The sequence below is a fragment of the Bradyrhizobium betae genome, from assembly GCF_050632175.1.
GTDB lineage: Bacteria > Pseudomonadota > Alphaproteobacteria > Rhizobiales > Xanthobacteraceae > Bradyrhizobium > Bradyrhizobium betae_B.
On record NZ_CP192576.1, the window covers coordinates 2,037,022 to 2,050,577 of the forward strand.

Annotated in this window: 9 protein-coding genes and 3 pseudogenes; 4 read left to right on the top strand and 8 right to left on the bottom strand. The window is 63.8% G+C overall.

Going from position 1 to position 13,556, the window contains the following annotated elements:
- Nucleotides 1–16 precede the first annotated feature (16 nt).
- Together ACQ86E_RS10035 and ACQ86E_RS10040 are read left to right on the top strand one after the other, a co-directional pair.
- A complete protein-coding gene (locus tag ACQ86E_RS10035) occupies nucleotides 17–994 on the top strand; it encodes a type II secretion system F family protein (RefSeq protein WP_431205243.1) in 978 nt (325 codons plus the stop codon).
- A 9-nt stretch (nucleotides 995–1,003) separates the two neighbouring features.
- On the top strand, nucleotides 1,004–1,978 hold the full coding sequence (locus ACQ86E_RS10040; protein ID WP_431205244.1) for a type II secretion system F family protein: 975 nt from the start codon (nucleotides 1,004–1,006) through the stop codon (nucleotides 1,976–1,978).
- A gap of 57 nt (nucleotides 1,979–2,035) precedes the next feature.
- Here the strand turns inward: ACQ86E_RS10040 and ACQ86E_RS10045 are convergent, their stop codons facing one another.
- From ACQ86E_RS10045 to ACQ86E_RS10055, 3 genes are all read right to left on the bottom strand, one after another.
- The gene (locus ACQ86E_RS10045) at nucleotides 2,036–2,848 is read right to left on the bottom strand and encodes a tetratricopeptide repeat protein (protein WP_431205245.1); all 813 of its coding nucleotides are present in this window, start codon (nucleotides 2,846–2,848) and stop codon (nucleotides 2,036–2,038) included.
- Between the two features lie 153 nt (nucleotides 2,849–3,001).
- Entirely contained in the window at nucleotides 3,002–4,444 is a 1,443-nt protein-coding gene (locus ACQ86E_RS10050; protein ID WP_431205246.1) for a metallophosphoesterase family protein, read from the bottom strand.
- A gap of 284 nt (nucleotides 4,445–4,728) precedes the next feature.
- Nucleotides 4,729–4,932: a hypothetical protein gene (locus ACQ86E_RS10055; protein ID WP_431205247.1), complete on the bottom strand. Its 204-nt coding sequence runs from the start codon at nucleotides 4,930–4,932 to the stop codon at nucleotides 4,729–4,731.
- Between the two features lie 204 nt (nucleotides 4,933–5,136).
- Here ACQ86E_RS10055 and ACQ86E_RS10060 point away from each other — a divergent pair.
- A pseudogene (locus ACQ86E_RS10060) lies at nucleotides 5,137–6,509 on the top strand (leucyl aminopeptidase family protein).
- Nucleotides 6,502–7,369, top strand: a pseudogene (locus tag ACQ86E_RS10065) (C40 family peptidase). Before ACQ86E_RS10060 ends, ACQ86E_RS10065 begins: the two co-directional pseudogenes overlap by 8 nt.
- Nucleotides 7,370–7,445: 76 nt before the next feature.
- On the opposite strand, the gene ACQ86E_RS10070 reads toward ACQ86E_RS10065, so the two are convergent.
- From ACQ86E_RS10070 to ACQ86E_RS10090, 5 genes and pseudogenes are all read right to left on the bottom strand, one after another.
- On the bottom strand, nucleotides 7,446–7,640 hold the full coding sequence (locus tag ACQ86E_RS10070) for a hypothetical protein (protein ID WP_431205248.1): 195 nt from the start codon (nucleotides 7,638–7,640) through the stop codon (nucleotides 7,446–7,448).
- Nucleotides 7,641–7,736: 96 nt separating this feature from the next.
- Nucleotides 7,737–9,374, bottom strand: a pseudogene (locus tag ACQ86E_RS10075) (ABC transporter ATP-binding protein).
- A gap of 3 nt (nucleotides 9,375–9,377) precedes the next feature.
- Nucleotides 9,378–10,556 (bottom strand): ABC transporter permease, encoded by a 1,179-nt coding sequence (locus ACQ86E_RS10080; protein ID WP_431205249.1) that lies wholly within the window; start codon nucleotides 10,554–10,556, stop codon nucleotides 9,378–9,380.
- A complete protein-coding gene (locus ACQ86E_RS10085; RefSeq protein ID WP_431205250.1) occupies nucleotides 10,556–11,665 on the bottom strand; it encodes a microcin C ABC transporter permease YejB in 1,110 nt (369 codons plus the stop codon). Before ACQ86E_RS10085 ends, ACQ86E_RS10080 begins: the two co-directional genes overlap by 1 nt.
- Nucleotides 11,666–11,667: 2 nt before the next feature.
- Nucleotides 11,668–13,542 (bottom strand): extracellular solute-binding protein, encoded by a 1,875-nt coding sequence (locus ACQ86E_RS10090; RefSeq protein ID WP_431205251.1) that lies wholly within the window; start codon nucleotides 13,540–13,542, stop codon nucleotides 11,668–11,670.
- Between the last annotated feature and the right edge of the window lie 14 nt (nucleotides 13,543–13,556).

The window sequence follows — 13,556 nt, forward strand, 5'->3', positions numbered from 1 at the left end:
TGAGATCGGCGCAATCATGAACATCCAGGTCCTCGCCCTCGCCTTCCTCGCCACCGCCGCCGTCGGCGGCATCGCCTGGGTCTTCCTCTATCCGCTCCTGTCCGGTGAGCGGAAGGCGGAAGGCCGCCGTGCGTCGATCGCGCGCGCCGACGCGCCTGCGGCCAAGCAGGCCGAAAAGAGCCAGCGATCGCGCCGCGAGCAGGTCGAGACCTCGCTCAAGGATCTCGAGGCGCGGCGCCAGCAGGAAAAGAGCGTGCCACTCAACGTCCGCCTGTCACAGGCAGGCCTCGATTGGACACCGCAGAAATTCTGGATCGTGTCCGCTGTGGTGGCGGGTACGTTTTTCGCAGGCGTTCTACTCGGCGGAGGCGGCCTGCTCGGTGCCGCCGGCCTCGCCTTCGCCGGCGGCTTCGGCTTGCCGCGCTGGGCACTGGGTTATCTGAAGAATCGACGCGAAGCGAAGTTCCTGAAGGCATTGCCAGACGCGGTCGATGTCATCGTCCGCGGCATCAAGGCCGGCCTGCCGCTGTTCGAATCGATCAAAGTCGTCGCCGCCGACGCGCCGGAGCCGCTGCGCAGTGAGTTCCTCCAGATTATCGAGACGCAGGCGATCGGCATGCCGCTCGGCGAGGCCTGCACGCGGCTCTATGATCGCATGCCGCTGCCGGAAGCCAATTTCTTCGGTATCGTTGTGTCGATTCAGCAGAAGTCGGGCGGCAACCTCTCCGAAGCGCTCGGCAACCTCTCCAAGGTGCTGCGCGACCGCAAGAAGATGAAAGAGAAGATCCAGGCGATGTCGATGGAGGCCAAGGCCTCGGCCGGCATCATCGGCTCGCTGCCGCCGATCGTCATGTTCCTCGTTTATCTCTCGACGCCGCAATACATCTCGCTGCTGTGGACTCATCCCACCGGGCAGCTGATGCTGGTCGCCTGCGTCGTCTGGATGTCGATCGGCATCCTGGTGATGAAGAAGATGATCAATTTCGATTTCTGATGGTGCCGTATGGTCGACCTCCTCGTCACGAAGCTGCACGATGTCCACTTCATGACCATGCTGCTGGCGGCCATCGCCGCCAGCGCGACAGTCTATACGCTGGTGATGCCGCTGTTCGCCGGCGAAGGTCTATCGAAGCGCATGAAGGCGGTGGCGAGCGAACGTGAGCGAATCCGGCAGCGCGAGCGCGAACGTCTCAACAAGAACGAGAAGGTCACGCTTCGCCAGACGCCGAAACAGCTGGTCTCGAGGGTGGTCGAGGACTTCAACCTCACCAAATGGCTCGCGCAGGAAGCCGCGCGGGACAAGCTCATCATGGCGGGTTATCGAGGCCATGCGCCCTATATCACCTTCCTGTTTGCCCGCATGGTGGCCCCGATTGTGCTGTTCGTCGGCTCGGTCGTCTACGTATTCCTGATCGCACACATGGATAAGCCGATGCCGATCAAGATCGGCATCTGCGTCGGCGCGGCCTATCTCGGCCTCCAGGCGCCGATGCTGTTCCTCAGGAATGCGATCTCCAAGCGCCAGCTCTCGATCAAGCGCGCCTTTCCCGACGCGCTCGACCTGCTGCTGATCTGTATCGAATCCGGCATGTCGGTCGAAATGGCGTTCCGGAAAGTCGCCATCGAAATCGTCGGCCAGTCGATCGCGCTGTCGGAGGAGTTCACCCTGACCACGGCCGAGCTGTCCTATCTGCAGGATCGCAAGGTCGCCTATGAGAACCTGGCGCGGCGAACCGGGCTCGAGGGCGTCAAGTCGGTCTGCCTGGCGCTCCAGCAGGCCGAACGTTACGGCACCCCGCTCGGCCATTCCCTGCGCGTCATGGCGCAGGAGAACCGCGACATGCGCATGAACGAGGCCGAGAAGAAGGCCGCCGCGCTGCCGCCGAAGCTGACCGTGCCGATGATCCTGTTCTTCCTCCCGGTGCTGTTCGTCGTCATTCTCGGACCGACTGGCATCAAGATCTCCGAACTGCACTGAAGCGCCTGCGGAGCGCGCGCGGTCCGCAAGCTGCCTCCAGCGTGGAAGATCAGATGATCAGTCGAGCTGGCTGAGCGAGGCAACCGGAGTCCGCTTCGGCGCACCGCGCGGAGCGTCGTTGCGGCTCAGCATGTCCTTGAGGTAGGCGACATTGGCCGCGGCCTGGTCGGGCGGAAGGTCGGCCTTCACGATGGTCTCGGCTTCGGCGAAGCGGCCCTGGAGGCCGACGACGAGACCGAGATTCTGCCGCACCCGGCTGCTGGCGCGCGGCGACGCGTAGGCCTGCCGCAGCGCCTCCTCGGCCTTCGGCAGATCCTTCGACAGCATGTAGGACAAGCCGACATTGGAGAGCACGCCGGGATCGCCCGGTGCGATTCTCAGCGCGCTCGCATAATAGGAACGTGCCTCCTCGTGACGACCCATCTGATCGAGCGCGGTGCCCTGCACCGAGAGCAGGCGCCAGTCCGGATTGTCGGGCGAGTGCGCCTTCGACAGCACGTCGAAAGCCTGCTGGAAATTACCGTTGTCGGCAAGCGCGCGGCCGTATTGGGCGAGCAGCGCCTTATTGCCGGGATTGGCGATGGTCGCCTGCTCGAGCACGGCGGCTGCCTGGGCGCGTTGGCCGTTGGCGCGCAAGGCCTGGCCGTAGCCGAGCCCCGCGTCGGCGTCCTTGGGATTGGCACGATAGCGCTCGCCATAAATTTCGACGGCGCGCGCGGGATCGGTCGGAGCGGCCTCCGCCCGCGGGCCGACGGAGCCCGTGACATCGGAGAGTTTCGACATGGCCGTGCAGCCGCCGAGGCCCATGGCCACCACCGCAACCAGCGAGGTGGACGCGAGAAGCCGGACAAGACTGAACCGTTGACGCATGACGCTTTGACTCTCGAGCCGATTGATCGAGCCGAACGCGCAAGCAATAGACTGTTAACCCTAACGGCCGGTTAACGCAGTATATTGCGCTCTTTCACGGCGGCGTCTGCGGCGGCGGGTCGCCGCCAAGGCCGAGGTCCGGGCCGATCGCTCTCACATGGCCGTCCAGATCCCGCAGCAATTGCAGCCTTCGTCGCAGCTGCTCTGCGACGTCGATTTCCGCGCGCGGCGCGCCGACCACTCGCGCCGGAGATCGTCGCGATTAAGCAGACGCTTCGTACGAAGCTCGTCGAGCTGAGCACGATCGATACCGAGCACCTCAGCGGAGAGCTCGATCAATCGGCGCAGCAGCAATTTCGTCGTGGCAAGCGCCGCGACGTTGTGCTTGCGTGCGGACCTCGCGGCCTTGCCCTCGAGATCACCCCAGGCTTGTGAGGTGACGAGATAGACGTAGAGCGCGCTCGCCCAGTCCACCTCGCCGTCCGCATAGAAGGCGCGGTGGCTCAAGAGCCGGCGGGCGAATGTTACGACCTGATCCCGCTTCAGCGTTGTGCATGAGCCGATCTCGATCGCCGACTGGACGGCCGGATCACGGGAATAATCCCGTCCTGCCGGCAGCCTGATGACGCCGTCCGGCAGGTTCGAGTCGAGCGGCCTGAAGGCGCCATCGTTGCGCGACCGCGAGTAGCGGGTGATCGCGAACCGATGCTCGGTGCGGCCGGCATGAGACCAAGGGCCAAAATGGATGATGTTGAAACCGGCATCGTCACCGCCCTGCCCGGTCGAGGACGGGCAGGACAGCACATAGATCGTGCGCCAGAACACTTCACTGCTCTTGCTCCATGTCGCGCGCGGATCGGGGATCGAATAGCGGACCAATCCCTCGACATGCCGGTGTCCGTGCAGGACCAGATTGACGTTGAGCGAAGTTGCCGCCTCGAGGAAGGTCGCGGGCGATGCCAGATACATCAGCGGCTCGTCGGGCACACCGAGAAACCGCTTTCCCTCTCCGGTCGCCTGCGGCAACGGATGATGGTGCATCGCGAGCACGCGCACCAGGTCTTCCGCCGGCTCGGCAAAATCGGCACGTCCGGCCGAACCCATGCTGCCTGCGAGCTCGACGCTCAGCCGCGCGGAGTCCGCAACCATCGCCTGGTAGATGTTCTCGTCGACATTGCCGCTCGCGAGCGTCGTCAGGCTCGCCCGGTTGGAATCCAGCAACACCAGATCGAGGCCGGCCTGGCGGTAGTAGACACTCTTCGAGGTCCGCGGCAGATGCAGGTAATCATAGGCGTCGTGGAGGCCTGCGCGCTGGTTAGGACGCTTGATGTCATGATTGCCGGCAATCGCCTGGATGTCGGTGAACAGGCCGGTCTGCCGGAAGGACGCGATGACGGCGAGCGCTTCGTCGAGCGCGCGGGGCGTCGGGTCGTCCACGAGATCGCCCGTGATCAGCAGAATGCGGTCGGGAGCATCGGCAAAGGCCGCCATCCTCTGGCCGATCTCGGCGCTGAGCGCCTCGATCGCCGCAAGCAGCCGGCCTGACCCGTCCAGATGCAGGTCGGAGATCTGCGCAATGACGAACGATCTATCCATTTTGCGCCGCCCATTGCGAATGCTGCGTCGCCCAAACGATTGAGGGAAATGCCTTAGATGAACGAGTTCGGGCTGCTATCGACTGAGGTGGGTATCGACTGAGGTGCGTATCCGTTTGCCGCAGCGTCCTTGCGCTCGACGTGCAGAACGGCGTAGCACAATCTATAATATTCACCGATAATGCCACAACCGTAGCGCTAGTAAAGCCCTGCGGCCGCGCTCTCGTGAACGGCAGTTCTCAAGCAAGGAATACGAGATCGCCGGGCGACGGTCATCTCGCCCGATCAATATTCGATGGCAAGCCGCTTGCGGATTTCGTCGACGCGCTTGTCGAGCGCATCGAACCGCGCGTGGACGGAGCGGTCGTGGAGATAGAAGACGTAACCGCCGGCAAGGAATACGAAGATCCAATGGTGATGCTCGACATAGCCGAAGATCGCCTCGACGGCCTGGCCGATGAATGTGACCACGCTCCACACAAATTCCATCGCATTTCCTCCCGGCAGGCTCCGTCTTCGGTCGCCGGCGGTCTCCTGCGCAATTTTCAGTAGATCCGGCAACCGTTGCCGGAGCCTAGCATGGCCACCTTGCCGCGAGTAGCGGCTCGCCGCATGGTGACAGCAATGCCGATTGCGGCCGCGGCAAAACTCTGCGAAGTCTCGTCCGTTCGTATGACCCGTTTGGACTCGCCAATGCCTTCACTCTTCGAGACATCGTCCGCCGCCATCCCGATCACTTTCGTCACCAGGTCGAGTTGGGATGCGGTGCGCGAGACACTGCCGCCGGCGCAGCGCCAGTTTGCGACCGCCAGCGCCTTCACCGCCAAGCCGGGCGGCTATCTTGCGCTGCCAGCGCCAGACGGCGCGATTGCTCAGATCCTGTTCGGCCTCGAGGACGACGACGCCAGATCGCGGGACCTGTTCAGGCCGGGCACGCTGCCTGGCCTGCTGCCGCCGGGCACTTACCGCTTTGCCAATGCACCGCACGATGCACGGCTGGCGGCGCTCGCTTTTGCACTGGGGTGTTACCGCTTCGCGCGCTACCGCAAGGCTGACAGGCCCGACGTCCGGTTGGTGCCGCCTGATGGCGTCAATGCGGCTGAGATCGATCGCATCGCGGATGCCGCGATGCTGGCGCGTGATCTCATCAACACGCCGTCCAACGACATGGGGCCAGCGGAGCTGGCTGCAGCCGCGCAGGACCTCGCGGCCGAATTCGGCGCAAGCTTCGCCTGCACCATCGGCGAGGATTTGGAGAAGAACTTTCCGCTGATCCACGCCGTCGGCATGGCCTCCGACCGCGCGCCGCGGCTGATCGACATCGGTTGGGGCGATCCGGCTCACCCCAAGGTGACGCTGGTCGGCAAGGGCGTCTGCTTCGACACCGGTGGGCTCGACCTGAAGCCGTCGAGCGGCATGCTGATCATGAAGAAGGATATGGGGGCGCCGCCAGCGTGCTGGCGCTGGCACGCATGGTGATGGACGCCAAGCTGAAGGTCCGGCTGCGCGTGCTGATTCCGGCGGTCGAGAACGCGGTCGCGGGCAACGCCTTCCGAGCGCTCGACATCTTCACCTCGCGCAAGGGCATCACGGTGGAGATCGGCAACACCGACGCGGAAGGCCGGCTCGTGCTCGCCGACGCGTTGGCGCTGGCCGACGAGGACACGCCGGACCTCCTGATCGACCTCGGCACATTGACCGGCGCCGCACGCGTCGCGCTGGGGCCGGATTTACCGCCCTTTTACACCAATGATGAGACGCTTGCTGCCGATGTCGCACGCTGCGCGGTGAGGGAGAACGACCCGTTGTGGCGCATGCCGCTGTGGCCGCCTTACGATGCGTGGCTGGACTCCAAGACCGCCACCATCACCAACGCGCCGTCCGGCGGCTTTGCCGGCTCGATCATCTGCGCGCTGTTCCTGCAACGCTTCGTCGAGCAGGCCAGAAGCTGGTTGCATGTCGACATCTACGGCTGGACGCCGTCGGCGAAGCCGGCGCGGCCCGAAGGCGGCGAATGCCAGGCCGCGCGCGCCATCTACGCATTGCTGAGTGAGCGCTATGCATGATCCAGGAATCGACGCAAGTATCGATGCAAGGCTGACGCCGGCACGCGGCGACCTCGCCGCGAAATACCTCGAAGGCAAGGTGAAAGCGGACCGCTTCGTCACCGGCGAGGAGTTCGAGGTGGTCGAACCGATCGCGCCTGTGCGCGAGCAGCCGTCCTCGAGCCGCCATGCTGATGACGCAGGCGCTGCGAGGCGAGCGCGTCACTGTCTATGATCGCAACGGCGAGGGCTGGGCCTGGGGCCAGCTCACCGGCGATGGCTATGTCGGCTGGCTGCCGGATGCGGCGCTCATGAAGCCATCGGCCACCCCGACCCACGTCGTCAGTGCGCTACGGACGTTTGCCTTTCCCGGACCTTCGATCAAGCTGACGCCGGCCGATGCGCTGGTGCTTGGCTCCAAAATCGCGATGGCGCGCGAGGACGGCATTTTCGCCGTGACGCCCGACGGCGCCTTTCTGCCGAGTACGCATCTTGCGCCGCTCGATCATCGCGAGCCGGACTTCGTCGCCGTCGCCGAGCGCTTCGTCGGCACGCCCTATCTCTGGGGCGGCAAAAGCAGTCTGGGCATCGATTGCTCGGGCCTGGTGCAGATATCGCTGGCCGCCGCAGGCATTGGCTGTCCCCGCGACAGCGACATGCAGCAGGCAGGGCTCGGCCGCGCGCTGGAGCCGCAGGAGCGCAACAGCTTGCGGCGTGGCGATCTGATCTTCTGGAAGGGCCATGTCGCGATCGTCCGCGACGGCGGCACCATGGTCCACGCCAACGCGCATCATATGGCAACGGCGATCGAGCCGATCGAGCCGGCGCTTGCGCGGATCAAGGCGGCCGGCAGCGAGGTCGTCGCGATCAAGCGGCTCTAGCGACACCTCGCAGGATGGGTAGAGCGCAGCGAAAACCCATCGCCCGCCCTACCCGCGTCGTCGATGCCGGTTCGCCTCAGAACGCGTGCAACTGCGGCAGGTTCGTCGGGCCGCCGCCACCCAATACGGGCGCATTCACGACGCGCGGCGGCGGCGGTACGTCGTAAACATGGCCGTAGCCTCCCCGCGGAGCCGCGCCCCCGACGACCCCGTCGAGCTCGATCGCGGATAGCTCGCGCATCGCCCCTGCTTCGATTGCAGTGAACGTCATTTCTGCACTCCTGTCGCTGTCGCGAGACCGCCTCGCGCCCATGCGTACAGAATGTCGTGGCGAACGCTCCGCCGCCGTGATCGCGATCACGCAAGATCAGGTTGCGACCGACCCGTTCCCTGCCGTCTCCAGCCGGAACGCCGCCGCAAACAGCGCGCGCGTGTAGTCAGTCTTGGGGTTCTTGAACAACTCGGCCGCCTGGCCTTCCTCGACAACCTTGCCGCCGCGCATCACGATGAGATGGCTCGCGAGCGAGGCCACGACGCGCAGATCGTGTGAGATGAACATGTAGGTGAGCTCGCGCTTGCGCTGGAGCTCACGCAACAGGTCCACCATCTGCGCCTGGAACAACATGTCGAGCGCGCTGGTCGGCTCGTCCAGCACGACGAAATCCGGCTCCAGCACCACCGCCCGCGCGATGCTGATGCGCTGGCGCTGCCCGCCCGAGAACTCGTGCGGATAGCGGTAGCGGGTGTCGGGCTTCATCCCGACATCCTCGAGCCGCCTTGACGACGCGCGCCTCGCGCTCCTCGCGCGACAGCGTCGGCTGGTGCACCGAGAGACCTTCGGCGATGATGTCCGCGATCGACATCCGCGGGCTGAGCGAACCGAATGGATCCTGGAACACGATCTGCATGTCGCGCCGGAAAGGCCGCATCTCCTTGAAGCGCAGGCCCTGGATGTCCTTGCCCAGGAACACGATGCGTCCGTCCGAGGAGATCAGTCGCAACAATGCGAGCCCCAGCGTCGTCTTGCCCGAACCGGATCTCGCCGACGACACCAAGTGTCTCGCCCTTGCGTACGGCGAGGCTGACGCCGTCGACCGCCTTGATGTGACCGACCGTCTTGCGCATCAGGCCGCGCTTGATCGGAAACCATACCTTCAGATCGTCGGCCGACATCACCACGGGCGCGTCCGGCTGCGGCGGCGCGGGATCCGGCTTCGGCTCCGCCGCCAGCAGGTCCCGCGTGTACGGATGTTTCGGAGTCTTGAAGACCTGCTCGACCGGTCCCTGCTCGACGATCACGCCGCCCTTCATGACGCAGACCTGATCGGCGATGCGACGCACGATGCCGAGATCGTGGGTGATGAAGAGCAGGCTCATGCCGAGCCGCGCGCGGATGTCTGCAAGCAGTGCCAAGATCTGCGCCTGCACGGTCACGTCGAGCGCTGTGGTCGGCTCGTCGGCGATGAGTAGGTCCGGTTCGTTGGCAAGCGCCATCGCGATCATCACGCGCTGGCGCTGCCCCCCGAGAGCTGGTGAGGATAGCTGCTGAGGCGCGTCTCAGGATCGGGGATGCCGACCTGCGTCAGCAATTGCAGCGTCCGCTTCCGTGCCAGGGCATTGCTGGTCGGATTGTGCAGCTGGATGATCTCGCCGATCTGCGCCTCGATCGTGTGCAGCGGATTGAGCGAGGTCATCGGCTCCTGGAAGATGATGGAGATGTCGCTGCCGCGGATCTCCCGCATTTCTCGTTCCGACTGGTCGATCAGCTCGCGTCCCTTGAAGCGGATGCTGCCCGAAGGATGCGAGGCATTCGGATAGGGCAACAGCTTGAGGATCGAAAGCGCGCTGACCGACTTGCCGGACCCGGATTCGCCGACCAGCGCCAGGCACTCGCCGCGCTTGATCTGGAACGAGACCTTGTCGACCGCCAGCGTCGTGCCGCCCCCTGGTGGAAGGCCACCGAAAGGTCACTCACGCTGAGCAGGGGTTGATTGATCGCGTCCATCGTCTACCTGAAGGTCTTGCGCGGATCGAAGGCGTCGCGCACGGCTTCGCCGATGAAGATCAAAAGCGACAGCATGATCGCGACGGAGAAGAAGCCGGAGAAGCCGAGCCAGGGCGCCTGCACGTTGGACTTGCCCTGCGCCAGCAGCTCGCCGAGCGACGGTGAGCCGGGCGGCAGCCCGAAGCCGAGGAAGTCGAGGGCCGTCAGCGTCATGACCGACGAGGAGACGATGAACGGCAGGAACGTCATCGTCGCGACCATGGCGTTCGGCAGCAAATGCTTGAACATGATCACGGCATTCGACACGCCGAGTGCCCGCGCCGCCTGGATGTACTCGAAATTGCGCCCGCGCAGAAATTCTGCGCGCACGAGGCCGACCAGCGAGACCCAGGAGAACAACAGCAGGATACCGAGAAGCACGAAGAAGCCGGGCACGAGCACCGAGGAAAGGATCAGCAGCAGATAGAGCGAAGGGATCGCAGTCCATATCTCGATGAAGCGCTGGAACAGCAGATCGATCCAGCCGCCGAAATAGCCTTGCACCGCGCCGGCGGCGATGCCGACGACGGAGGAGACGATGGTCAGGCAGAGGCCGAACAGCACCGAGATACGGAAACCATAGATCAGGCGCGCGATCACGTCGCGGCCCTGATCGTCCGTTCCGAGCCAGTTGTATTCGAGGTCGCGGCAGCTCTTGAGGCCCTTCTTCTCGACCACAGGCTTGCACTGCGCTTCGGTCAACATCCAGGTCGGCGGCGAGGGCGCGGGCGTCGGTAAGTCGAGATTATGGGTGTCGTAGGAGTAGCGGATCAGGGGCCAGACGATGCTGCCGCCCTTCTCCTTGATCAGCTTCTGCAAATAGGGATCGCGATAGTCGGCTGCGGTTTCGAAATCGCCGCCGAAGGTCGTTTCGGAATAGGTCACGAAGGCCGGCCAATAAAGATGACCGTCAAACTTGACCAGGAATGGCCGGTCGTTGGCGATCAGCTCGGCGAACAACGAGGCCACGAAAAGGAACATGAATATCCAGAGCGACCAGTAGCCACGCCGGTTCGCCCTAAAATTCTGCCAGCGCCGCCTGTTGAGCGGCGACGGCACGAACGGCTTGCGCGTGATCGGCACGGCATCCCCGAGCGGAGACTTGGAGGTGGTGTCGATCGGAGTGGGAGCGGTCAGCGTCATCAGACCTCCCGCGCCTCGAAATCGATCCGCGGATCGATCCACATGTAGGTCAGGTCGGAGATGAGGTTGACCACGAGACCGACGAGCGAAAAGATGAAGAGCGTGCCGAACACGACGGGGTAGTCGCGGTTGAGAACGCTTTCGAAGCTGAGCAGCCCCAACCCGTCCAGCGAGAAGATCGTCTCGATAAGGAGCGAGCCCGAGAAGAAAGCGTGAATGAAGGTAGAGGGAAAGCCGGCGATGACGATCAGCATCGCGTTACGGAAGACGTGGCCGTAGAGCACCTGGTTCTCGCTGCAGCCCTTCGCGCGCGCGGTCATGACGTATTGCTTGCGGATCTCGTCGAGAAACGAGTTCTTGGTCAGGAACGTCATGGTGGTGAACGCGCCAAGCCCCATGGCGATCAGCGGCAGCGTCAAATGCCAGAAGTAATCGATGATCTTCCAGTACCAGGGAAACTCCGACCAGCCGTCCGACGTCAGTCCGCGCAGCGGAAACCAGTTGAAGAACGAGCCCCCGGCAAACAGGATGATCAGAAGGATCGCGAACAGGAAGCCGGGGATGGCATAGCCCAGCACGAGCACGGACGACGTCCATGTGTCGAAGCGCGTCCCGTCCTTGACCGCCTTGCGGATGCCGAGCGGAATCGAGATCAAATAGGTCAGGAGCGTCAGCCAGATGCCGAGCGAGATCGAGACGGGCAGCTTTTCCTTGACGAGCTGGAGCACGCTGACGTCGCGAAAATAGCTCTTGCCGAAGTCGAAGCGGGCAAAATTCCACACCATCAGCGCGAAGCGCTCCGGCGCCGGCTTGTCGAAACCGAACTGCACCTCGAGCTTCTTGATGAAATCGGGGTCGAGGCCCTGGGCCCCGCGATATTTCGAGTTGACGGCATCTGCGCCGGCGCCGACCTGTCCCGGCGCACGTTGCGCGAAATCGCCACCGCCCGAAATGCGGGAGGTTCCGCCGGTGTCAGCGCCCGAGAGCTGCGCAATCACCCGCTCGACCGGACCGCCCGGCGCGAACTGAACAACGATGAAGGAGACGAAGAGAATCCCGAGCAGGGTCGGGATCATCAGCAGGATGCGGCGGGCGATATAGGCACTCATGATTATTTCGCCTGCTCGATCTTGGCTGCCTTGGCGCGGTCATGCCACCAGATATCGGGAGCGCCGACGCCATTGGCGTAACGCGGCAGCTTCTGCGGATGGCCGAACTGATCCCAATAAGCGAGCCGGTGCGTTTTGTTATACCATTGCGGTACCCAATAGCGGCCGGCGCGAAACAGACGATCGAAGGCGCGGCAGGCGATGGTCAATTCCTCGCGGCTGTCGGCCGCCATGATCTTCTCGATTATGGCGTCGATCGCCGGGCTGGCGATGCCTGCGAGATTGTAGGAGCCTTTGGTTGCCGCGACCTGGGAGGAGAAGAACGAGCGCATGGCATCGCCCGGCGTCGCCGACATGCTGAAGCGCTGGATCGTCATGTCAAAATCGAAGTCTTCCTGGCGCACCTTGTATTGCACGGCATCGACGAGACGCACGCTCGCTTCGATGCCGAGCGTACCCAGGTTCTTGATGTAAGGCGCGTGATGCGGCTGGAACGACGGCTCATCCAGCAGGAACTCGATCCTGAACACCTCGCCGTTCGGCAGCACCCGCTTGCCGTCCTTGATCGGCATGCCGGCCTCGGTCAGCAGTTGCTGCGCCTTGCGGAGCAGGCTGCGGTCCTGCCCGGAGCCGTCCGAGACCGGCGGCGCGAATGGCGCCGCGAACACTTCGTCCGGGACCTGGCCACGGAACGGCTCCAGCAGCTTCAGCTCTTCCGGCGAAGGAGCCGCGTCGCCTGCCATGAGATCGGAGTTCTGGAACGGCGACACGGTGCGGGCATAGGCCCCGTACATGATGGTCTTGTTGGTCCACTCGAAGTCGAAGGCATTGATCAGAGCCTCGCGCACGCGAGGGTCCTTGAACTTGTCGCGCCGCGTGTTGATGAACCAGCCTTGCGCGCCGGACGGCGTATCGTCGGGCACGACCTCCATCTTGACGCGACCGTCCTTCACGGCAGGAAAATCATAGCGCGTCGCCCAGATGCGCGAGGTGAACTCCTCGCGATAGAGATAATTCTTGCCAGTGAAGCCTTCGAAAGCGACATCGCGATCGCGATAGAACTCGTAGCGCACGACATCGAAATTGTAGCTGCCGCGGCACACCGGAAGATCGGCAGCCCACCAGTCCTTCACCCGCTCGAACTCGACGTAGCGATTGACCTCGAACTTGCCGACCTTGTACGGGCCCGAGCCCAGCGGAATATCCAGCGACGATTCATCGAACGGACGCGACGCGTAATAGGCCTTCGAGAAGATCGGCAGGCTCGCGACATAAAGCGGCACGTCGCGCGCACGTCCCTTGGCGAAGGTAACCACGAGCGTCGCATCGTCGAGGGCTTCCGCGCTGACGAAGTCGCGCATCTGCACGATGATCAGCGGATGGCCCTTGGTCTTCAGCGACGTCAACGAGAATGCCACATCGTGCGCGGTGAGCTTCGTGCCGTCGTGGAATTTCGCCTCGGGCCGCATCGTGAAGCGATAGACCAGCCTGTCCGGCGATATCTGCACGGATCTGGCAGCAAGCCCGTACATTGCGTCAGGCTCATCGCTTGCCCGCACCATCAGCGGCACGAACGTCATGTCCATGCCCTGCGCGCCGTCGCCCTTCAGGATGTAGGCATTGAGCGAGTTGAAGGTCTGGTAGGACTGATTGTAGGCGCGCACCGACGGAATGAGGGAGAACATGCCTCCCTTCGGCGCATCGAGATTGACGTAGTCGAAATGATGGAAGTCGGAGGGATATTTGAGATCGCCGAACGCCGAAATGCCATGAGCTTCGGCCGGCACGTCCGAAGCCACCGCGCCACGCGGCACGGCTGCGCTGAGGGCGCCGCCGGCGCCGAGAATCAGCACATGCCGTCGTGAAAGCTGCACCATGCGGGGAGTGTCCC